Here is a 21,822-nt window from a genome sequence, read left to right as displayed (position 1 = left end):
GATAGGAAACACGCGGAAACTTCGGTTGTACTTGGCACCGCTTCGGGGATGTGCGACATCGCCTTAGTAACAACGCTCGGAGCCTTGATATGTACGTCGTCACCCTGCTTTGCGCGCCCGCCGAGGGCCGACTGGAAGCCGCGCTGGTCGAGAACCTCAGAAATGCGTGGGGTGGCGGTGAAGCGCAGTGGCTGGCCGTCGAAGAGGCCGCCGAATTCCGCGTTCCGACGATGCCGACGAACTTCTGGCAGGTCTGGGAAAGCCTCCAGTCGTCGGCGATTGACCTCGTCATTCAAGAGACCAAAAACCGTAAGAAAAAGATGCTCCTCGCGGACATGGATTCGACCATGATCCGTCAGGAATGCATCGACGAACTGGCTGCCGAGGCCGGTGTCGGTGAACGGGTGGCCGACATTACCGCCCGCGCTATGAATGGCGAGCTGGACTTTGAAGGTGCGCTGACAGAGCGGGTCGGACTGCTCAAGGGGCTCGACGAATCCGTCATCCCGCACGTTCTGGAAACCCGCATCACCTTCATGCCCGGCGGTCACGAACTGGTCGCTACGATGAAGGCCAACGGCGGCTATGCTGCGCTCGTGTCGGGTGGTTTCACTGCCTTTACCGGCCGCGTGGCCGAGGCCATCGGTTTTGATGAAAACCGCGCCAACACGCTGATCGCCGAAGACGGCAAGCTTACCGGCGAGGTGGGCCGTCCCATCCTTGGCCGCGAGGCGAAGGTTCAGGCGCTTGAAGAAATTACCGCCAAGCTTGGCATCGAGGAAGCCGACGTGATTGCTGTCGGCGACGGTGCCAACGATCTGGGTATGTTGGGCCGCGCCGGTACGGGCGTCGCGCTGCATGCCAAACCGAGTGTTCAGGCCCAGTGCGATGTCCGCATCAACCACGGCGACCTGACCGCTCTTCTCTTTATCCAAGGGTACGCCCGCTCCGAGTTCACCTCATAATGCCTATTGAAATTGCCGGCGACGTTTTGGCGTTGCTCATGCTGGCCGCATTCGCTGCCGGTTTCGTCGACTCCATTGCCGGAGGCGGCGGTCTGATTACCGTTCCCGCGCTGATGATCGCAGGGATCAATCCCGTCGCCGCTCTAGCGACGAACAAGGTTCAAGGACTGTTCGGCGCAGGGATGGCCGCATTCAATTATGCCCGCGCGGGCCATGTAAACCTGCGCCGCCAGTTGCCTGCCGCGCTGGTGTCCGGCGCTGCTGCCGGTGTCGGTGCGTGGCTGGCGAGCAGCCTGCCCGTCGACGTGATCCGCCTTGGCCTGCCTGTCCTGCTGATCGCGGTGGCGGCGTTTTTCGCGTTCCGCCCCGGCCTCGATGACATCGACCGCGAGCAGCGGATCTCTCCGACCGTATTCATGTTTACGCTCGTTCCATTTGTGGGCTTTTATGACGGCCTTCTGGGGCCGGGAACTGGCGCGTTCTTCATGCTTGGGTTCGTGGCGCTGGGTGGCTACGGCATTCTGAAAGCGACCGCGCACACCAAGCTGCTGAACTTCGCATCCAACGTGGGCGCAGTCCTCGTCTTTGCGACGACGGCCAAGCCGCTGTGGATCACGGGCCTTTGCATGGGCGCTGCGCAGATGGCGGGAGCCTACGTCGGATCGCGCCTCGCCATGTCGATCGGCAGCCGTGTCATCAAGCCGGTGCTGGTCATCGCGTCGACGGGCATGGCTCTCAAACTGATCGCGGATGCCATGGGACTCTGACACGATCCCGTGAGGACAGCGGAAAACTACCTATAATCATGGTAGGCACGGGCTTTCCAATCCGGCATCTTTCTTGCTAGGTCTGAGATATCGGGTGAACACCGCTCCGCTGATCCTATTGCGCCGGAGAACGCGCAGGAACGCTGGGGCAGAGGCAATGACAGCTTGGAGGCTGTAAGATGATTTCAGGAATGATGCGCGCCGCTTGCGTTGCTCTGGCCCTCGGGGCCGGTACTTCGGCTTTTGCTCAGAGCAGCGAGCCGCAACGTGTAGCAGCAAACACCGACTGGAGCGTTTTCGAAGTTGCGACCCCGCATGATTGCTGGGCCGTCTCCGCTCCGAAGGAAACCGTAAACAGCCGTGACGGCGAAGTAGTCGAAGCCCGCCGTGGCGATATCCTGCTTTACGTTTTCTACCGTCCCGAAGCCAACGTTCGGGGTCAGGTCGCGTTTAACGGTGGTTACCCGTTCGCGACTGACTCGACCGTCGAACTGGACGTCGGCGGCACCAAGTTCGAGCTCTTCGTCGACGGCGAATTCGCTTGGCCGACCAACGCCGAGGCAGACGCACAGATCGTCAACGCACTCAAGGCTGGCGCCAGCGCGACTGTCGTTGGCCGTTCGGGCCGCGGCACCGTGACGACCGACACGTTCTCGCTGCTCGGCTTCACCGCGTCTGTTGAAGAGGCTGCACGTCGCTGCGGCGGCTGACGCAACCAAAAAAGCGTGATAATGGAATTTAGGGGCGGAATTCTTTTGAATTCGGCCCCGAATGCTATATGAGCGCCCATCTCATTCGATTCCGGAGGCTGCCATGACTGCGACCGCACCGATTACCCAAGACGTCCTGACCATTCCGCGCAAAGCGCCGGAAGGGGCCAAGAACCTTGTGGGCATGACCCGCGACCAGATGCGCGAGGCGCTGATCGAAGCCGGCACCGCCGAAAAGCAGGCGAAGATGCGCCTCAATCAGGTGTGGCAGTGGATTTACCACTGGGGCGTCACCGATTTCGACGTGATGACCAACCTGTCCAAGGATTACCGCAAGCTGCTCTCCGATAACTTCGTGATCGAGCGACCGGAGCTTGTGACCAAGCTCGTGTCCGAAGACGGCACCCGCAAATACCTTGTCCGCATCGCAGGCGGCCATGAGGTCGAAATCGTGTATATCCCCGAAGAAGGCCGCGGTACGCTCTGCGTGTCGTCGCAGGTGGGCTGTACGCTGACCTGTTCGTTCTGCCACACTGGCACGCAGAAGCTGGTGCGCAACCTCACTGCCGCAGAGATCGTCGGTCAGGTCATGCTGGCCCGTGACGATCTGGGTGAATGGCCGGAACCGGGCACCGGCACTGGCGAAGACGGCCCGCGTCTGCTGTCGAACATCGTTCTGATGGGCATGGGCGAGCCGCTCTATAACTTCGAGAACGTGCGCGACGCGATGAAGGTCTGCATGGACGGCGAAGGCATCGCGCTGGGTCGCCGCCGTATCACGCTGTCGACTTCGGGCGTTGTGCCGGAAATCGCCCGCACCGCCGAGGAAATCGGCTGTCTGCTGGCTGTCTCGTTCCACGCCACCACCGACGAGGTGCGCGACAAGCTCGTTCCGGTGAACAAGAAGTGGAATATCGAACAGCTGCTGGCCGCGCTGCGCGAATATCCCAAGGCGACGAACTCGGAACGTATCACGTTTGAATATGTGATGCTGGAAGGTGTGAACGACACATTCGAAGACGCGCACCGTCTGGTGAAGCTGCTCGAAGGTATCCCCGCCAAGGTGAACCTGATCCCGTTCAACGAATGGCCGGGAGCACCTTACAAGCGGTCGTCGAACAACCGTATCCGTGCGTTTGCGACCATCCTGATGGAAGCCGGTTACGCCTCGCCGATCCGCACTCCGCGCGGCGAGGACATCATGGCCGCCTGTGGTCAGTTGAAGTCCGCGACCGAGCGTGAGCGCAAGTCGCGTGCGCAGATCGCTGCCGAGGCCGGTCTCTGATCGGAACGCTTTCGGCTCTGGCCTGTTGTCTTCCCAACCAAGGAGGACATCATGTCAGCAGGCTACAACGAAGGCGATAAAGTCAAGTGGGAGTGGGGCAACGGCACCGGAACGGGCAAGATCGACAAGGTCTATACCAAGAAGGTGACGCGCAAGATCGACGGTTCGGAGATCACGCGCAAAGCGTCGAAGGACGAACCCGCGTACTACATCAAACAGAATGACGGCGACGCGGTGCTCAAATCGCATAGCGAAGTCAAGAAAGCGTAAGGGCGGTCAGTGACCGCCCTTTTCTTTTAGACCATCAGTGCCTTGGCCGCTTCGGGTGGCAGGGCATCGGGTCGTTCACAGGTGGTCGTCATCTCAACGCGCTGCTGCTGTTCGCCCGACTTGAGAATCGAGGTCATCACTTCGACGACGTGAACCGCGAGGTCGAGGTTACAGCGGTGCTGACGGTCTTCGCCAATGGCCGCGACCATGTCGGCAAGGCCCGCACAGCGGTAGTTCGCAATCGGGTTGCCCAGATGGTCTTCCTGGTTCGGCTTGGAGTACGGATGGTCGCCGTGGTCGAGAGTCTTTTCCTCGCCGCTTTCGCCAACCAGCTTCACATCACCGCTGAAGAAGTTCGGATCCGGCACGTAGAGCGAAGCCTTCTCGCCATAGAGATCCATGTTCGGGTGACGGTGCGCCCACACATCCCACGACATGCCCAGCGTGACGATCGCGCCGTTCTCGAACTCCATCAGAGCGTTGATGTTGGTCGGGGTGCTGACGGGGATAACCTCGCCATTGCGGGCACCATTGCCGATGGTTCGGGTCGGGAAGGTGATCGCGGTCATCGCGCTCACGGCCTTTACCGGACCAAGCAGCTGGACGAGGTTGGTGATGTAGTACGGACCCATGTCGAGCACCGGACCCGCGCCAGGCTGGAAGAAGAAGTCCGGATTCGGGTGCCAGCCTTCCATACCGTGACCCATGAAGTGACACGTACCGCCGATGATGCGGCCGGTTTCGCCGCTGTCGATGGCCGCGCGGGCTGCTTGGTGCGAGCCGCCAAGGAACGTGTCAGGCGCAGAGCCGACGCGCAGGTTCTTCGACTTAGCGAGCGCACGCAGCGACTCGCCTTCTTCGAGCGTGAGGACCAGCGGTTTTTCCGAATAGGCGTGCTTGCCTGCTTCGAGGATGCGCTTGGTGATCTCGTAGTGGACCGCCGGAATGGTCAGATTGACCACAACGCCGATGTCGTCGGCAGCCAGCAGGTCCTCGACCGTCTCGGCGCGCACGCCGAATTTCTCGGCCTGCGCTTTGGCGGTATCCATGTTGATATCGGCGACTGCACGGACCTCGATGCCCTTAAACAGCGGGGCATACTGGAGGTAGGTGGTCGAGATATTGCCGCATCCAATGATGCCAACACCCATATTTTCCATGGTGATTGTCCTTAGAATTTCTTGACTGCGTCCAGCGACCGCTTGGCAAAGACTGCGTGGTCGGCGGGGTGGTCGTTTTCGATGACGTAGCGGTCAACGCCAGCAGATTGCAGGGCAGCATGGATCGGTGCCCAATCGACGGTGCCGTCACCCACGTCGGCCCAGCCGTCGTATTGGGTGTTTTCGCCTTCGGGAGCGCGGTCCTTGATGTGAACGGCGACGAGGCGGTCGGCGTATTTGTTGATCCACTCGACAGGGTCCTTGCCCGCGCGGATCGTCCAACCGAGGTCAAGTTCGAGGCCGACGACATCGCCGCCGTCCATGATCAGATCGAGCGGCAGTTTGCCGTCGGACTGTGCGTCGAATTCGAAGTCGTGGTTATGCCAGCCGAACTTCAGACCAGCATCGACGATGGGCTTGCCAGCAGCGGCGAGGCGTTCGCCGAACGCGGCCCAGCCTGCGCTGTCGGTCGGGCGGTCGTCGGGCATGATGAACGGCACGATGACGGTCTTGATGCCGAGCTTTTCGCAAATTTCGAGTGTCTTGGCGGTGTCCTCGGCGACTTCGATGGCAAAATGGCCGGTGGGCATGGACAGGCCGTTGGCGTCCAGCATGGCCTTGGTCGCGTCGAGGTCTTCGTACATCGGGCCGTAGCCTTCGACGGCGTCATAACCGGCCTCGGCCAGCATTTTGAGGGTTTCTTCGATCCCGTGGTCGCGGGAGCAGTACATCTGGTAGGAAATGCCGGGCATTGTGGAATCCTTTCAGCCGTTACGGGCTACTGTGGCGCTGTAGAGGTCACGCAGAGAGAACGTGGGCGTCGCGTTCTCGTCCTGCGGTGTGAAGGTGACGGTGACAGGCAGGCCGGGGAAAACGGCGAAGGCGTTGTTCGAGAAACGCCCAGGCACGTCGGCTTCGACGCTGGCGAAGAGCGAGAGCTGCTTGGCCGTGATCGTGAGCTTGTTTCCGTCCTGCTTCATCTCCAGCCCGCTGTCGGGCAGGTCGTAGGTTTTGTAGGGCCAAGGCGCGAAGTGATCGCCCCCCGCCTCGCCGTCTTCGGCGTGCCAGATAAAGACGATGATCTCGCCTTCCTTGACCTGATCGGCGGAGATATCGAGCATGACTTCGGACTGAGCGCCGATGGTCATCTTGGTCTTGCCGAGTGCGCGGCTTTCGCCCTGCATGTCGAGCGTGCGGGCACTGACGGTCAACTCGACCGGATCGAGGTGATCGTTGACGCCCTTGAGCTGGTAGCCGCTGTCGGTCGGTGCGCAGATCACAGTCACCGGCGCGTAGAAACGCTGGATCATGTAGTGCAGCATCTTCCAGCCGCCGCCGTAGTCGAGCGATGACCACGAACAGACCGGCCACGTGTCATTGAGTTGCCAGATCAGCGTACCCATGCAGTGCGGTTTCAGGCCGCGCCAATGGGTAACGGCGGTCTTGATCGCCATGGCCTGCTGGATTTGCGAGAGCCAGACAAAGTCCTCGAACTTCTCGGGCCAGCGGAAATAGCGGAACATGGTTTCGGCGATGCGCGCATTGCCGCCCTTGTTCTTCTGGTGGCTTTCAAAGACGGGGGCCGCGATGTTCCAGTCCTTCGGATCGGCGAAGGTCTTGATAATGTTCATCGACGGATAGGACTGGAAGCCGAACTCCGAACAGAAGCGCGGAGAAACGTCGCGGTAGTGGTCGAAGTCGCGGCCTTCGTGCCAGACCGACCAGAAGTGCATGTCGCCTTTGCTGTCGTCGTGCCACGCATCACCGTAGTTCATCGGGCCGGCACAGGGCGAAGACGGCCACCAGATCGCATTCGGATCGGTCGCTTTGAGTTCCTGTTCGATAGTGCGGTTCAGGCGGTCATAGCTGACGAGATAGGTGTCGCGGTTCTTGCGGCTGACCTCGAACCAGTCGAAGGCACCCACCAGTTCGTTGTCGCCGCACCAGACGGCGATACAGGCGTGGTGGTGCATCCGCGAGACGTTGTCGCGGACTTCGGCCTTCACTTCGGACAGGTAATCCTCGGTCGAGGGATAGAGGTTGCAGGCGAACATGAAGTCCTGCCAGACCATCAGGCCCATCTCGTCACAGGTGTCGTAGAACGAAGTCGGCTCGTAGCGGCCACCACCCCAAACGCGGATCATGTTCATGTTTGCGTCGAGCGCGGATTGCAGCAGATCGCGGGTCGCGGCGTCGGTGATGCGGCCAGCCAGAGCGTCGGCGGGAATCCAGTTGGCACCTTTCGCAAAGACGTCGACATCATTGACGCGGAACTTGAACATGGAGCCCGTGTCGTCCTTGTCGGTGATGAGCTCCATTTTGCGAAGACCGATGCGGCGGGTCTCGGTCGCGTCACCTGCCTGCACGGTCAGATCATATAGCGGCTGTTTTCCCAAGCCCGCAGGCCACCACAGCTTCGGCTGGTCGATGGTGATCGTCGCGGTGCCATCCGCCTCGACCGTTTGACCATCGAGAGTGACAGTAAACGGGCCCTCGTGATTGACCGTTTTGGCCGAGATAGACACTGATACGGTGCCGTTCTCGTGGGTCTGCGTGATGTAGAGGTCTTCGATCCTCGCGGCCTTGCGGGATTGCACGGCGAGCGTGCCGTACTGGCCGAAAGGCGCTAGCGCGATGTTCCAGTCCCACCCGAAATCGCACTGCACCTTGCGCAGCATGTTGCCGTTCGCGATGGGCGAGTTCTGTTCATGCCACGGCACAAAGAACGGCTGGCGGGCCTGCTCTTCGGCACCGGCTTTGGTGCTTGAATGGAAGACGATCTCGACCTCGTTTTCGCCTGCACGGGCCACATCGGCCAGCGACACGCGGTAGTCGCGGAACATATTTTTGGAGGAATGCACCTCCTGACCGTTCCAGCGGATCGTTGCCACGGTATCGAGATCGCCGATCACCAGATCTACGTCGGTATCGGTCAGGTCGATCGTGCGTTTTGCGGTCCAGTCACGGTCTGCGATCCAACGCAGGTCATATTCGTTGCGACCCCAATACGGGTCAGGGACCAGGCCGGCGTCATAGAGGGCCGAAACACCATCGCCGGGAAGGGTGATCGGGCAAGTAAACTCGCCCGATGCATCGGTAAGGGTCCAAAGACCCGATAGTTGAATCACAATCTTTCCTCGGATTTTGCGTCGAATACCGAAGCCCGCGACGGGTCGATGCCGATTTCCAATGTGTCGCCGACTGCCACGGTGGCCTGTCCGTCCATACGAATGCGGAACGGCTCGCCGGCGATTTTGGCCCAGACGAGCGTGTCGGAGCCCATGGGCTCGACCAGATCGACGGTGGTCGTAGTGCGGTAGGGCGCAGAGGCGACGAGAGGGCCGGTAACAATATGCTCGGGACGGATACCAACAGTGATCGCGCCGCCCTCAACGGGCTGTGTCGCGAAGGCGTAGCCTTGCACCGGGATCGACAGGTCACCTTTGACAAAGGTGCCATTGCGATATTCGCCGTCAAGGAAGTTCATAGACGGGCTACCGATAAAGTCGGCCACATAGCGGTTCTGCGGACGATTATAGATTTCGTCCGGAGAGCCGAGCTGCATGATCACGCCGCCCTTCATGATCGCGATCCGGTCGGCAAGCGTCATCGCTTCGACCTGATCGTGGGTCACGTAGATCATCGTGTTCTTGAGCTGGTTATGCAGGCGCTTGAGTTCGACGCGGAGGTCGGCGCGCAGCTTGGCATCAAGGTTCGACAGCGGTTCGTCAAAGAGAAACACATCGACGTCGCGGACCAAAGCGCGGCCGATGGCGACACGCTGGCGCTGACCACCCGACAGTGCGCTGGGCTTGCGGTCGAGCAGGTGGGTGATTTGCAGGATCTCCGCCGCGCGGTTCACGCGGGTTTCGATCTCGGCCTTCGGCACCTTGGCGTTCTTGAGGCCGAAGGACATGTTCCCGCGCACGGTCATCTGCGGATAGAGAGCGTAGCTCTGGAACACCATGCCGATGCCGCGCTTGCTGGGCTCTTCCCACGTGACGTTGTTGCCTTTGATGAAGATCTGGCCGTCAGTCGGCTCCAGCAGGCCCGCCACGCAGTTCAGAAGCGTGGACTTGCCGCAGCCGGACGAGCCCAGAAGCACGATGAACTCGCCTTCACTGATGTTGAGGTTCAGACCCTGAAGTACTTTGACCGCACCGAAATGGAGGTCGAGGTCTTTGATCTGGACAGAGTAAGTCATAGCGTCGTCAGCCTTTCACGGCGCCGGCGGCAATACCGCGGACAAAGAGTTTTCCGGAGATGAAGTAGATGACCAGAGGAACGAGGCCCGTCAGCATGGTCGCGGCCATATTGACGTTGTATTCCTTCACGCCCTGCACCGAGTTCACGATGTTATTGAGCTGGACGGTCATCGGATAGATCGAGGGTTTGGTGAAGACGACACCGAAGAGGAAGTCGTTCCAGATACCCGTGACCTGCAAGATGACGGCAACCACGAAGATGGGCAGCGACATCGGCAGCATGATCCGGAAGTAGATACCCCAGAAGCCTGCGCCATCCACGCGTGCGGCCTTGAACAGTTCTTCGGGGACGGAAGTGAAATAGTTGCGGAAGAGCAGCGTCAGGATCGGCATACCGAAGACCGAGTGCACGAGCACCAGACCGCCGAGCTTGCCGTATAGACCCAGTTCCCGCAACATGATCACGATCGGGTAGAGCATGATCTGGTAGGGAATGAAGCTGCCGAAGATCAGGATGGTGAAGAACAGCTCCGACCCTTTGAACTTCCAGTTCACCAGCGCGTAGCCGTTGACCGACGCGATTGCGATGGACAGGAAGACCGACGGAATGAGGATCTGCACCGAATTCCAGAAGCCGCGGCTCAGGCCGTCACAGTTGAGGCCGGTACAGGCGCTCGACCATGCTTTGACCCACGGCTCGAAGGTGATCTCGACCGGCGGGGCAAAGATGTTGCCCATGCGGATTTCCGGCATCCCTTTGAGCGAGGTCATGACCATCACCCAGAGCGGCAGGATGTAGTAAAGGCTGACCATCAGCAGAATGCCGTAGATCATGATATTGCGGCCGGAGAGCGCCTTTTTCGGCTTTTTGCCACGCGGACCGGACATTGCGTCGACAGTGCGATCGACCATTTTCGAGGCCTCAAGCATGCTTTTTGCCTCCGAATTCGAGGTAAGCCCAAGGGATCAGAACGATCAGAACGCTGAGCAGCATCATGGTCGATGCGGCAAGGCCCTGGCCGAGGTTCTGTGCTTGGAAAAGGTAGTCGTAAACGTACATCGCGGGCACCTGGCTGGCGTTGCCGGGACCGCCGGACGTCATAGCGACGACGAGGTCGTAGAGTTTGATGATGCCGGCAGCGACGATCACCAGCGTGGTGATGAACACCGGACGCATCATCGGAATGACGACGCGGAGGTAGGTCTTCCACGCAGGGATGCCGTCCACACGCGCTGCTTTCCAGATATCTTCGTCGATACCGCGCAGACCGGCGAGCATGATGCACATGACAAAGCCCGTGCCCTGCCAGAGCCCCGCCATCAGCAGACCTATGAGCACCAAGTCCGGATTGTATAACGGATCGAAGGTGAAACTCTCCCAGCCCATGCTGCGGACGATGTGCTGGATACCCATCTCGGGGTTCAGCAGCCACTGCCACACAAGGCCGGTCACGATGAAGCTAAGTGCAAACGGATAAAGAAGAATGGTGCGGAACGTGTCCTCGAAGCGGATCTTCTGATCCAGAAGGACGGCCAGCAGGAAGCCGATTGCGATCGTCAGGACCAGAGCGAAAATGCCGTACCAGAAAAGGTTCTCGATCGAGATTTCCCAGCGGCTGTTGCTCCACAAACGGTCATATTGCTTGAGGCCGACCCACTTGAGCTTGGGCAGAAGTTTCGAGCCTGTGAATGAGTAAACTACGGACCAGATCGTCCCCCCGAGAAAGACCACAAGTGTGGTGATAATCATCGGTAGTGCCGCGATCTTGGCGTTTAAATTGCGCGTAAGCCGTGCGCTCAACGGTTTTGATGCCATCCCGATCCCCTCGCCGTTTCGGAACGCTAAAGACAAATCGGGCCGCCCCTTGGGAGTCAGGGCGGCCCGCACTTAGAGCCGGACGATTAGTCCATGCTCAGGATTTCGACCCAACGCTCGTGCGCTTCGGCAGCCGGCATGTCGCTCATCCAGAACTCGACCATGAGGTCTTCGACCTGCTTCTGAGTGTCCGGAGTCCACAGCATGTCGCCCGACGGCATCACGTTGCCCGAAGCGAGCAGCTCAAGGCCCTTCTGCATACAGTCGTTGGCTTCCGAGAGGTCTACGTCGCCACGGATCGGCAGCGAGCCTTTCTTCAGGTTGAAGGCAACCTGGACTTCCGGCGAAACGAGCAGAGCTGCGAGGCGCTTCTGCGCGGCTTCCTGTTCCGGATCATCCAGCTTCGGGAAGTAGAAGGCGTCACCACCGGTCGACAGGTAGGCGTTGAGGCCCAGACCCGGCAGACAGGTGTAGTCTTCACCGGCAACTTCGCCTGCGACAGCGAATTCACCCTGCGCCCAGTCACCCATGATCTGGCCAGCGGCCTGATCGGTGATCACGAGGTTGGTAGCCTGGTTCCAGTCCTGAACGTTCGAGCCGACAGCGAGCTCGCGAGCAGCGGCAGCGGCTTCGAAGACAGCGGCGTAGGCGTCACCGGCAGCAACGTCGAGGTCCTGATCCATGTTGACGGCTTGCCAGTTCTCAAGACCGGCAACGGCAACCTGAATGGCGCCGAATGCGGTGTTTGCCTGCCACGGCTGGTTACCCAGCGCGAGCGGCACTTTGCCTGCTTCGCGAACCGCCGGTGCGCTTTCGACGAACTCGTTCCAGTTCTGCGGAACCGGCAGACCGAGGTCTTCGTAAACTTTGTTCGAAATCCAGAGCCATTCGGGCGAGTGGATGTTCACCGGAGCACAGTAAACGCGGCCGTCAACGGTACATGCGTCGAGCAGCGACTTCGGGAAGATGACCTCCTCCCAGTTGTTTTCTTCGGCAACGTCAGTGAGGTCGAGCATCAGGCCGGCTTCGACGAGTTCGAGTGCCTGTTGGCCGTGGTTGAACTGAGTCGCACCCATCGGATCACCGCCGGTGATTCGGCTGATCATGATCGGACGTGCGGTGCCGCCGGAACCTGCAATTGCGCCGTCGACCCAGTGATCGCCCGATGCGTCGAATGCTTTCGCGAGTTCAGCCACAGCGGCAGCTTCGCCGCCCGAAGTCCACCAATGGGTGACTTCAAGATCAGTGGCCGATGCGCCGGTCGCGCTGACAATTGCGGTCGCGGCCAGCAGTTTGGTGGTCAGTTTCACGATTCTCTCCTCCCTGGTTCTAAATCGTTGCAGAAAGTCCTATAACGTTTTAGATGGATGGAGCAAGAAATATTCTAGAAAGTTATTTGCTGCGGTCGCAATATTCGTGCGCGGCGCTGCGGCGCTGCGGCGTTATCGATATCGGTTAAGGGAGTGTGGTGCGTAGGGAGAATGGCAGGTAGGCTGTCTGCTGGAACGGAGAACTGAGGGAACACGTTCATGACAAACGAAAAAACAGCGTCGGGCTACGTTCTCGAAAAGGGCGAAAAGCCGACGCTCAAAACCATCGCAAGGCTGAGCGGCCTCGCGGTGCCCACAGTGTCCCGTGCCCTCTCCGGCGCGCCCGATATCGGTGCCGCAACCAAGAAACTCGTCAGGCGAATCGCTGATGAAATAGGCTACGTCCCGAACCGTGCGGGGGTGCGTCTTCGGACCGGTAAAACGAACGTGATCAGCCTGATCCTCGCCCCCGAGTCGGACATGATGAACCACACGGCAAGGTTGATAAACGCGATCGCCGAAACGTTGCGCGGAACGCAGTACCATCTCATCATTACGCATATGTTTCAGGACGAGGATAAGCTCAAACCCGTCCGGTATATTGTCGAGACTGGCTCTGCCGATGCGATCATCATGAACCAGACCGAACCGAACGATCCGCGCGTTGCCTATCTGATGGAAAAGAAATTCCCCTTTGCGACCCACGGACGGACGGGAAGCGAGAAGCACGCGTATTTCGACTTCGACAACGTAGAATTCGGCCGGATCGGGGTTGAGGAGCTGGTCAGGCGCGGCCGCAAACACCTTATCCTCATCGCGCCGCCGCAGAGCCAGTATTACGCCAAGAATACGATCGAAGGTGCGAGCGCTGCTGCCGAGGCCGCTGGCGTGTACCTGCGCACGGTCAGACGAACGAACAGTGACGAAAGCGGCGAAGGCGTGCGCGCCATCGTCCAGAACATCCTTGAGCACGAACCCGAGGTCGATGGCATTATCTGTAGCTCGCCCACTGCGGCGATGGGCTCGGTAGCGGCTGCCGAACAGATGGGGCGTGCCGTCGGGGCGGACATCGACATCTTCGGCAAGGAGGCTGTCCCGTTCCTCAAACTGTTTCGAAAAGAGATTATCGTGATGCCCGAAAACGTCAGCCAGGCTGGCGAGTTTTTGGCCAGAGCGGTCATGCAAGCAATCAACGAGCCGGATCTTCCGCCGCTTCAGGCGCTGGAAGTCCCCGATCCGGCGAAACTTAACAAATGACGAGTGGAGGAGGCGTTCATGCCAACACAGATTGAGGGGCCAGGTATTTTTCTGGCACAGTTCGCGGGGTCGGAAGCTCCGTTTGACTCCCTTGAAAATATTACGAAATGGGCTGCGGGCCTCGGCTACAAAGGCGTGCAGATCCCGACGTTTGTCGGCCACCTGTTCGACCTCGACAAAGCTGCCGAGAGCGACACCTATTGTGACGAAGTCAAAGGCATTTGTGCCGACGCAGGTGTCGAGATTACCGAACTTTCGACCCACCTTCAGGGCCAGCTGGTTGCCGTGAACCCCGCCTACGACGAAGCGTTCGATGCGTTCGCTCCGGCGTCGGTCCACAAGAACCCGAAGGCTCGCACCGAGTGGGCGATCGATCAGGTCAAGAAAACCGCAGTCGCGTCTCGCCGCCTTGGTCTGGAGCATTCGGTATCTTTCACCGGCTCGCTGGCGTTTCCGTACCTCTATCCGTGGCCGCAGCGCCCCGCAGGTCTGATCGAGGAAGCGTTTGCCGAACTTGGCCGTCGTTGGACCCCGATCCTTGACCACTACAAAGACAACGGCGTCGATATCGGCTACGAAATCCACCCCGGCGAGGACGTGTTCGACGGCGCGACTTTCGAGATGTTCGTCGACGCTTGTGGTGGCCACGAAGCTGCGATGATCAACTACGATCCCTCGCACTTCTTGCTTCAGCAGCTCGATTACCTCGAGTTCATCGACATTTACCACGACCGTATCAACGCCTTCCACGTGAAGGATGCGGAGTTCAATCCGAGCGGCCGTCAGGGCGTCTATTCGGGCTATCAGAGCTGGACCAACCGCGCGGGGCGTTTCCGCTCACTCGGTGACGGGCAGGTCGATTTCTCGGGCATCTTCAGTAAGATGACCCAATACGGCTACGACTCGTGGGCCGTACTTGAGTGGGAATGTTGCATTAAATCTCCCGAACAGGGCGCTGCCGAAGGCGCTCCGTTTATTGAAAAGCACCTGATCGAAGTCACGGGCAAAGCCTTTGACGATTTCGCAGGTGCCGAACGGGATGACGCACAGATTAAAAGGATGCTTGGACTATGAATAAAGTACGACTGGGTATGGTCGGCGGCGGACAGGGCGCGTTTATCGGCGGCGTCCACCGCATTGCATCGCGCATCGACGGCAAGTTCGACCTTGTCGCGGGCGCGCTGTCGTCCAACCCCGAACGCGCGGCCGCTTCGGCCAAGGAGCTGGGCATCGCGCGCAGCTATTCGAGCTACGAAGAAATGGCCCGCGAGGAAGCCGCCCGCGAGGACGGTATCGAGGCTGTTGCCATCGTGACCCCGAACCACATGCACGCCGGTCCCGCGATTGCGTTTCTGAACGCAGGGATCAACGTGATCTGTGACAAGCCGCTTGCCGCGACGCCCGAACAGGCAGAGGAAATGGCTGCGGCGGTGAAGTCGTCCAAGGCGCGGTTTATCCTGACCCACAACTACACCGGCTACCCGCTGATCCGACAGGCGCGCGAAATGGTGGCGCGCGGCGATCTGGGCAAAATCCGCGTCATTCAGGCGTCCTACTCGCAGGACTGGCTGGCAGAGGCGCCAGATCCGGACAACAAGCAAGCTGAATGGCGCACCGATCCGGCCAAGGCTGGTGGCGGCGCGATCGGTGACATCGGCAGCCACGCTTTCAACCTTCTGTCCTTTGTTTCGGGTCTGAAAACCGAGGCTCTGCTGGCCGAACTGCACAGCATGGTTGACGGTCGCCGCGTGGACGACAACGCGCACATCCTGCTTCGCCTCGAAGGCGGCGCGAAGGGTATGCTCTGGGCTTCGCAGGTTGCTATCGGTCAGGAAAACAACCTGTCGCTCCGCATCTACGGCGAAAAGGGCGGCATCGAGTGGAACCAGGAAAATCCGAACGTCATGACTTTTGCCCGCTTTGGCGAGCCGAAGCAGTTGCTGACCCGTGGTGGCGCTGGCCTCGGTTCGGGTGGCGGTGACTGGACCCGCATCCCGCCCGGCCACCCCGAGGGCTACCTTGAGGGCTTTGCCAACCTCTACTCCGACGCGGCCGATCTGATCCGCGGCGAAGGCGACGGTAGCCTCCTCCCCGGTATCGACGCCGGTATGGACGGGATGTGGTTCATCGCCTCCTGCATTAAATCGCAGGATGCCGGAAATACGTGGATCACACGGTAAACAAAGAGGGCGGCCAACGGGCCGCCCTTTTCATATGGCGTTGATGACGGCCTTGACCGTCTGTTCAACTGTGCCCTCGGCATTGACGCGGATGACGTCCTCATCGCTGCTCGGCTCTTCCAGCGTTGCGAACTGGCTTTGCAGCAGCGATACCGGCATGAAGTGGTTCGCGCGGTGCGACATGCGTTCGGCAATCACGACAGCGTCCGCCGCCGGATACACGATCACCAGATCAGGTACCCATTTGCGCAGGCGGTCACGATAGACCCGCTTGAGGGCCGAACACGCCAGCACGACGGGGCCTTCCTCGCGGTGCGAAGCCATTTCCTGTCCGCATTTATCCAGCCACGGCCAGCGCATTTCGTCGTTCAGCGGGTGACCAGCAGCCATATGGGCAACGTTTTCCTCGGGGTGTAGATCGTCCGCGTCGATAAAAACAGCGCCCAAGTGAGCCGCAAGTTCGCGGCCCACCGTCGATTTGCCCGAACCGGACACACCCATTACTACATACGCAGGTTTCATTCGCGGCCCGGAATGTTCTGACGGCGTTCGTCGGGGTGTTCCCAGTTATCAAGTGCGTGGATCGCCTCTTCCGCGGTCTCGACATACTGGAACAGCTTGAGGTCTTCGTCCGCGATGGTGCCTGCGTCGGCGAGCACATCCCAGTTGATGATGCCTTCCCAGAACTCCTTGCCGAACAGCAGGAACGGCACTTTCGACATGCGGCCGGTCTGGATGAGGGTCAGGGCTTCGAACATCTCGTCCAGCGTGCCAAAACCGCCAGGGAAGACGCAGATCGCGTTGGCGCGCATCAGGAAGTGCATCTTGCGGATCGCGAAGTAGTGGAAGTTGAAGCACAGCTCTGGCGTCACGTAGGGGTTCGGAGCCTGCTCGTGCGGCAGAACGATGTTCAGACCAATCGAGCGACCGCCCGCATCGGCAGCGCCTCTGTTGCCTGCTTCCATCACGCCGGGACCGCCGCCCGTTGCGATGACGTTCTCGGAGCCGCCGTCGGCCATCGAACGCTTCGTGATGATCTCTGCGAACTTCTGGGCTTCGGCGTAGTATTTCGTCAGGTCGGCGAGCGTCTTTGTCCGCGCTGTTTCGCGCTTCTCCGGCGACGGGATGCGTGCGCCGCCGAACAGAACGACGGTCGAATTCACGCCTGCTTCGTCCATCGCAAGCTCGGGTTTCAGAAGTTCGAGCTGGAAACGGAGCGGACGCATGTCTTCGCGCAAAAGAAAATCGGTATCGGCAAATGCGAGCTTGTAGGTCGGCGACCGCGTTTGGGCCGTATCAGGGACTGTTTTCGCGGTTTGTTTGTCCTCGCCGCTGAAACGGAGGGGGTGGCGGCGGTGGCTCTTGGTCATAGGGTCGTCCATTTTGTTGCTCTGCGGGGGGTATTCGGTCTATAGCCCCTCGGAAGGTTCACCCTCATACTTAACACCGAGAGGCCACATGTCTAACGCCCAGCTCGAAGCAGCTATCGAAGCCGCGTGGGAAGCCCGCGATACCATCACCCCCGCTACCACCGGCGAAACCCGTGAAGCTATCGAAGATACGCTGAACGCGCTCGACAGCGGCAGCCTGCGTGTTGCCGAAAAGCTGGAAAACGGCGACTGGCATGTGAACCAGTGGGCGAAGAAAGCTGTACTGCTCGGCTTCCGCATCAAGGACATGGAGCTTCACGAAGGTGGCCCGCAGGGTCATAACTGGTGGGACAAGGTTGACAGCAAGTTCAAAGGCTGGGGCGACAACCAGTTCCGCGCCGCAGGTTTCCGCGCTGTGCCGAACGCCGTTGTCCGCAAGTCGGCCTACATCGCCAAGGGCGTTGTCCTGATGCCGTCGTTCGTCAACCTCGGCGCTTACGTTGACGAAGGCACCATGGTCGACACTTGGGCCACCGTTGGTTCCTGCGCGCAGATCGGTAAGAACGTCCACCTCTCGGGCGGCGTCGGTATCGGCGGCGTTCTAGAGCCGATGCAGGCCGGTCCGACCATCATCGAAGACAACTGCTTCATCGGTGCACGTTCGGAAGTCGTCGAAGGCTGTATCGTTCGCGAAGGTTCGGTGCTCGGCATGGGCGTCTTCATCGGCAAGTCGACCAAGATCGTCGACCGCGAAACCGGCGAAGTCATGTACGGTGAAGTGCCGCCGTATTCGGTCGTTGTTGCAGGCTCGATGCCGTCGAAGAACAACGTCAACCTGTACTGCGCCGTCATCGTGAAGCGCGTCGACGAAAAGACCCGTTCCAAGACGGGCATCAACGAGCTGCTCCGCGACTAAGCGGACTGCGGGGCGCCTTCGGGCGCCCTTTTCGTTTCAGGAAAAAAGAAACCCCGCCACAAAGGGCGGGGGAAGAGTTTCCCTAGGACAGACGACGGTCCGGGGAGATGAAAGACTGAAGCGACGCTCCGCATGGTGTGGAATGGGACATCCAGCGCGGACCGGCCACATCAACTGTAGCGTGGGATAATGCGACCGCAGAATCCATAGAGGCGAAAGTCTAGCATTTGGCGCAAAAGTATAGGTTCGCCCGTTTCTGCAATTTCGGATTCGGGAATTGCAACGGCGCTGGCTTTGCGCGAAACAGTGCACCGTCAAACGAGGATACCGATATGGCCAACAAGCCCAACAAGCAGAAAGTATATACGCTTCTTGTCGAAGTGGGCCGTAAGCAGGACGACGGTCTGCCCGAGGGCAGCACCGGAGCCGCGCTGATGTGCTATGCCAGCGGTGTGGATGAGGCAGAAGCCGTCCGCGAAACCGTCGCGATCCTCAAGCAGGCCGACCTCAATCCCCTCGACGTGACCGGCTACGGCACGCTCGAAGAGCGTCAGGAAATGGGCCACGACATCGAAGCTGACGAAATCGAGTTGATGAACCGTGCGCTGGAAGAAAACAGCGTCATCGTCGCTCAGATGACGCCGTTCTTCGGTGATATGAAAACGGCAGGCGAAGCCTGATCAGAAGCCGATCGACATTGCCTCGTAAGGGGCGAGCGTCTTGACCGGCTTGGATTTGAACGACGGTACCAGCAATTCGGGCGTGTCGCGCAGGATGCTGTGACGATGCAGTCCGCGATCCTGCGCCAGAAGCTCGGCGCGGGATGCAGTTGCGGGAACGCCCGACAGCGAGAGCGTCACGTCCTCGTCCAGAAGCAGGTGATAATAAGTCGCCGTCATCGCTCCGCGAAGGCGCACTGCTTCGCGCCCGTCATCAAGCGAACCGATCTGGGTGTGCACGCGCTCTTCGTTGAAGAGGTACTCGATTTTCGGGCCGTTCAGTTCGACCAGATGGTTCTGCGCGAGCATTAGGTCCGACTTTGCGCCGTAGTACGGGCTGCGGATCATCATCGGCTTGAATCGACCCATAGCCGGCAGAACCTGCTTCGCGACAGAGCGGATCTGAACGATCGTTTCGTCTTCGGTCAGCAGCAGATCACCGGGTTTCAGGTCGCTGATCAAGCGCTGTCCGTTGATTGTGCGCAGCATGGCATTCGCGCCGATGGTCGCCCAAGGACCGACAGGTTCGACCTCGTCCGAGATGGCGAGGAAGGTGAAGCCCTTCACGTTGCGCACGACCTGACCGTCCGTGCAGATGCGTTTCGCATCGAGGACCGACAGCGGGAACGGGCCGGTGAGTTCGGTGTAGAACATCTCTCCGTCAGGACCCATCGCGGCCAGCAGACCGCGGCGCGCAGGGGCGTCCCACGTGTACCAGAGCGTGATCGTGCCCTTGGCCTGTTCCATCGCGGTGGGCAGTTGGAATTCGATCTTCTTATCGCCCTGCTGGCAAACGAGCGTGATCAGGCCGTCTGCCTCCAGTACCAGCCGGAACACCGAATGCCACGGATCACGCGAGATGTAGCGCAGCAGGTTCTGGCGGCGTGCATTCGTTTCGCGGCTGTATTCGAACTCCATGACCAAGGTGCCGCGCGGAAGCAGCGACAGGGTGTTGAGCGGGTTCGACTTCGCCTTCTGCTCCAGCCCTTCGGGCTTGAAGTAGCACTGTCCGTGTTGGTCCCTGACGCCGATCCAGCTCATGCCGCACCTGCCAGAAGTACTGTCACTTCGTGTTGTTTCAGGGACATACGCGCCGTCGGGCCGTAGGAGGAATTGTCTGCCAGCTCTGGAAAGAGCGTCAGGAGTTCCTCTCTTACTTCTTCTTCGAAAGACGCGAGAACCGTGAAGCCGGGGTGGAAGCTTTCGGTCGGCAGCCCCTCGGCCAGAACGATCTCATGGGTGTCAAACAGCAGGTGGAAGTAGGTGACATCGCCGCCTTCGAGGCGGCGGACCGTGTCGTCATTCACCAGATCTTTGGCCTTGATCAGTACTTCGTCATGGCCGAACAGGAGCGCCGCGAAACCGTCGGTCAGATAGACGCGGTGCTGCGGGGAAACGGTGATCTCGCCGTGTCCGCCGAAGGTGTTTGCCTTGATCCGGATCGGGGCAAGGTTGCCGGTCGCAGCGACCGTGCGGGACCCGATCCAGCGGATCGGCTGCGGGCCGTTGTCGAAGGTGATGACCTGATCGCCGACTTCCAGTTCCTCGATCGCGATCAGGCCGCGCGTGGTCTGGATGCGTGTGCCTTTGGTAAAGCACGGCACGGTGTCGATGGTCGCCATGCCGACGTCGCTCTTGATGAGCGTATCACCGTCGAATGCACCGACCTCGTAAGTGAGGTTGATGGTCTCTTCGTCGCCGTCCGCCTGCACGGTGATCGTGCCGTCGCCGTTGACGGTGATGACCTGTCCGGTTTGCAGATTGATGACCGAGCCCGCAACAACCTCTTGATTGTTGATGTGCGTGATGCGCAGCACGCCGTTCGTGCCGTTGTAGTCGTTCGCTAGCAGGTCGAAGGTCTTTGTCTGATCCGGCGCGATATCAAGCTGGTCGTGACCCGCCACGAGCGATGTCTGCACGGAGTCCGCAGCGATGATCAGGTTGGAGTCATACTGGGCGTCACCAACGTCGGCGATACCGATGCGGATGGTGTTCACCTCGCCGCTGTTCACCGGCATGACGAGCGTCATCTTGACGGTAAAGCCGTCCATCTCGGTGTTGTACTGGCTTTCGGTGTTGGAAACGAAGAGGTTGAGGTTGGTCGACTGGTTGATGTTAGAAATCGCGGTGCTGCCGTCGCCGACAGACACGGGGATGTTTTCTCCATTCACCCAGACGCCGACGACGTCGTTGTAAATCGAACCGGTGTATTCGGGGTATTCTTCGGACGAGAACACGAAGGTCATCGTCATCACATCGCCGTCCGGAATGAATGTCACATCGAGGTAGGACGCGTCATAGGTGTTGGTCCCTGCAAGCTCGTTGAAGCCCGCATCGTTGTCGTTGTTCCACCAATGGTCGGTCGACGTGTTCGTGTTCTGGTTGGCTTGGCCGCGGCGGTTGGTGAAATCTTCCGCATCGCCCGTCGACAGGATCAGGCCGGTTTCTGATGGAACCACGCCGTCCGACAGATAGCCGTTGCTGTAGATTGCGGAAGATCCCGCGTCGCCGGTGAAGGATGCGTCAAGGACAGTGGTGCCGTCACCGAAAATCGTCTGCGCCATATCCACAGCGCTTGCGTTGGAGTCATACCCCAACTCACGTGCTTTAACCATTCGATCGCCTCAGCCTCAGCCAAGGTCAGTACGTCCAATTATTTTTATTGGCGGCTAACGCACACACCGCAGAGTTGTGACAACAAACACACGTCACGAATCTGGCTCGCCCTGCCTCGGGTCATTTTTATGAATATGAAGAATATACGAATGGTCATTCTGACCTAGTCTTATTGGACAGAGTTGCAAAATCGCACAGGAGTCTGTGACAGACTCGACACATGCACTTTCTGGTCCGATTGCATCACGCGGCGCGTGGGGCTACGCATCGGAAAAG

Annotated in this window: 21 protein-coding genes; 10 read left to right on the top strand and 11 right to left on the bottom strand. The window is 59.7% G+C overall.

The annotated features are described in order from the left end of the window. The first annotated feature begins 89 nt into the window (after positions 1-89). The 5 genes from serB (at position 90) to HCZ30_RS12495 (ending at position 3,997) form a co-directional block, all read left to right on the top strand. Positions 90-965, top strand: a complete 876-nt coding sequence (serB, locus tag HCZ30_RS12515) for a phosphoserine phosphatase SerB (protein WP_167638635.1) — start codon at positions 90-92, stop codon at positions 963-965. Positions 966-1,003: 38 nt separating this feature from the next. After that, positions 1,004-1,732, top strand: a complete 729-nt coding sequence (locus HCZ30_RS12510) for a TSUP family transporter (protein ID WP_246212797.1) — start codon at positions 1,004-1,006, stop codon at positions 1,730-1,732. 179 nt (positions 1,733-1,911) lie between these two features. Then, the gene (locus HCZ30_RS12505; protein ID WP_167638633.1) at positions 1,912-2,442 is read left to right on the top strand and encodes a hypothetical protein; all 531 of its coding nucleotides are present in this window, start codon (positions 1,912-1,914) and stop codon (positions 2,440-2,442) included. Between the two features lie 103 nt (positions 2,443-2,545). Beyond that, positions 2,546-3,727: a 23S rRNA (adenine(2503)-C(2))-methyltransferase RlmN gene (gene rlmN, locus HCZ30_RS12500; RefSeq protein ID WP_167638632.1), complete on the top strand. Its 1,182-nt coding sequence runs from the start codon at positions 2,546-2,548 to the stop codon at positions 3,725-3,727. A gap of 51 nt (positions 3,728-3,778) precedes the next feature. Next, positions 3,779-3,997 carry a DUF2945 domain-containing protein gene (locus HCZ30_RS12495; RefSeq protein ID WP_167638631.1) on the top strand — a complete coding sequence of 73 codons (219 nt, stop codon included), beginning with the start codon at positions 3,779-3,781 and terminating at the stop codon, positions 3,995-3,997. Positions 3,998-4,023: 26 nt separating this feature from the next. Here the strand turns inward: HCZ30_RS12495 and HCZ30_RS12490 are convergent, their stop codons facing one another. From HCZ30_RS12490 to HCZ30_RS12460, 7 genes are all read right to left on the bottom strand, one after another. Then, positions 4,024-5,157 carry a Gfo/Idh/MocA family protein gene (locus HCZ30_RS12490; RefSeq protein ID WP_167638630.1) on the bottom strand — a complete coding sequence of 378 codons (1,134 nt, stop codon included), beginning with the start codon at positions 5,155-5,157 and terminating at the stop codon, positions 4,024-4,026. 11 nt (positions 5,158-5,168) lie between these two features. Continuing rightward, a complete protein-coding gene (locus tag HCZ30_RS12485) occupies positions 5,169-5,909 on the bottom strand; it encodes a sugar phosphate isomerase/epimerase family protein (protein ID WP_167638629.1) in 741 nt (246 codons plus the stop codon). Between the two features lie 12 nt (positions 5,910-5,921). Continuing rightward, complete coding sequence (locus HCZ30_RS12480; RefSeq protein ID WP_348640388.1) at positions 5,922-8,285, bottom strand: beta-mannosidase; 2,364 nt, start codon at positions 8,283-8,285, stop codon at positions 5,922-5,924. Next, positions 8,282-9,361 (bottom strand): ABC transporter ATP-binding protein, encoded by a 1,080-nt coding sequence (locus tag HCZ30_RS12475; RefSeq protein WP_167638628.1) that lies wholly within the window; start codon positions 9,359-9,361, stop codon positions 8,282-8,284. Before HCZ30_RS12475 ends, HCZ30_RS12480 begins: the two co-directional genes overlap by 4 nt. A gap of 7 nt (positions 9,362-9,368) precedes the next feature. After that, positions 9,369-10,274 (bottom strand): carbohydrate ABC transporter permease, encoded by a 906-nt coding sequence (locus tag HCZ30_RS12470; RefSeq protein ID WP_167638627.1) that lies wholly within the window; start codon positions 10,272-10,274, stop codon positions 9,369-9,371. A 10-nt stretch (positions 10,275-10,284) separates the two neighbouring features. After that, positions 10,285-11,178, bottom strand: coding sequence for a carbohydrate ABC transporter permease (locus tag HCZ30_RS12465; RefSeq protein ID WP_167638626.1), 894 nt, complete (start codon positions 11,176-11,178; stop codon positions 10,285-10,287). 86 nt (positions 11,179-11,264) lie between these two features. Next, positions 11,265-12,488: an extracellular solute-binding protein gene (locus HCZ30_RS12460; RefSeq protein ID WP_167638625.1), complete on the bottom strand. Its 1,224-nt coding sequence runs from the start codon at positions 12,486-12,488 to the stop codon at positions 11,265-11,267. A gap of 219 nt (positions 12,489-12,707) precedes the next feature. On the opposite strand from HCZ30_RS12460, the gene HCZ30_RS12455 reads away from it, so the two are divergent. Genes HCZ30_RS12455 through HCZ30_RS12445 form a run of 3 tightly spaced genes read left to right on the top strand, consistent with a single transcriptional unit; the run spans position 12,708 to position 15,925 of the window. Then, the gene (locus HCZ30_RS12455) at positions 12,708-13,745 is read left to right on the top strand and encodes a LacI family transcriptional regulator (RefSeq protein ID WP_167638624.1); all 1,038 of its coding nucleotides are present in this window, start codon (positions 12,708-12,710) and stop codon (positions 13,743-13,745) included. Between the two features lie 18 nt (positions 13,746-13,763). After that, positions 13,764-14,819: a sugar phosphate isomerase/epimerase family protein gene (locus HCZ30_RS12450; protein ID WP_167638623.1), complete on the top strand. Its 1,056-nt coding sequence runs from the start codon at positions 13,764-13,766 to the stop codon at positions 14,817-14,819. Then, positions 14,816-15,925 (top strand): Gfo/Idh/MocA family protein, encoded by a 1,110-nt coding sequence (locus tag HCZ30_RS12445; protein ID WP_246212796.1) that lies wholly within the window; start codon positions 14,816-14,818, stop codon positions 15,923-15,925. Before HCZ30_RS12450 ends, HCZ30_RS12445 begins: the two co-directional genes overlap by 4 nt. A gap of 30 nt (positions 15,926-15,955) precedes the next feature. Here the strand turns inward: HCZ30_RS12445 and HCZ30_RS12440 are convergent, their stop codons facing one another. Both HCZ30_RS12440 and HCZ30_RS12435 read right to left on the bottom strand, forming a co-directional pair. After that, positions 15,956-16,447, bottom strand: coding sequence for a gluconokinase (locus tag HCZ30_RS12440; protein ID WP_167638622.1), 492 nt, complete (start codon positions 16,445-16,447; stop codon positions 15,956-15,958). Then, a complete protein-coding gene (locus tag HCZ30_RS12435; protein ID WP_167638621.1) occupies positions 16,444-17,295 on the bottom strand; it encodes a TIGR00730 family Rossman fold protein in 852 nt (283 codons plus the stop codon). Before HCZ30_RS12435 ends, HCZ30_RS12440 begins: the two co-directional genes overlap by 4 nt. 88 nt (positions 17,296-17,383) lie before the next feature. Here HCZ30_RS12435 and dapD point away from each other — a divergent pair, with 88 nt between their 5' ends. Next, on the top strand, positions 17,384-18,211 hold the full coding sequence (gene dapD / locus HCZ30_RS12430; RefSeq protein WP_167638620.1) for a 2,3,4,5-tetrahydropyridine-2,6-dicarboxylate N-succinyltransferase: 828 nt from the start codon (positions 17,384-17,386) through the stop codon (positions 18,209-18,211). 332 nt (positions 18,212-18,543) lie between these two features. Continuing rightward, positions 18,544-18,891, top strand: coding sequence for a hypothetical protein (locus HCZ30_RS12425; protein WP_167638619.1), 348 nt, complete (start codon positions 18,544-18,546; stop codon positions 18,889-18,891). Here the strand turns inward: HCZ30_RS12425 and HCZ30_RS12420 are convergent, their stop codons facing one another. Beyond that, positions 18,892-19,971 carry a Hint domain-containing protein gene (locus tag HCZ30_RS12420; protein WP_167638618.1) on the bottom strand — a complete coding sequence of 360 codons (1,080 nt, stop codon included), beginning with the start codon at positions 19,969-19,971 and terminating at the stop codon, positions 18,892-18,894. Continuing rightward, positions 19,968-21,545 carry a Hint domain-containing protein gene (locus HCZ30_RS12415; protein WP_167638617.1) on the bottom strand — a complete coding sequence of 526 codons (1,578 nt, stop codon included), beginning with the start codon at positions 21,543-21,545 and terminating at the stop codon, positions 19,968-19,970. Before HCZ30_RS12415 ends, HCZ30_RS12420 begins: the two co-directional genes overlap by 4 nt. Positions 21,546-21,822: the final 277 nt, after the last annotated feature.

The sequence above is a fragment of the Marivivens donghaensis genome (assembly GCF_011806565.1).
Taxonomy (GTDB): Bacteria; Pseudomonadota; Alphaproteobacteria; order Rhodobacterales; family Rhodobacteraceae; genus Marivivens; species Marivivens donghaensis_A.
This window is presented reverse-complemented; position numbering and strand designations above follow the sequence as displayed.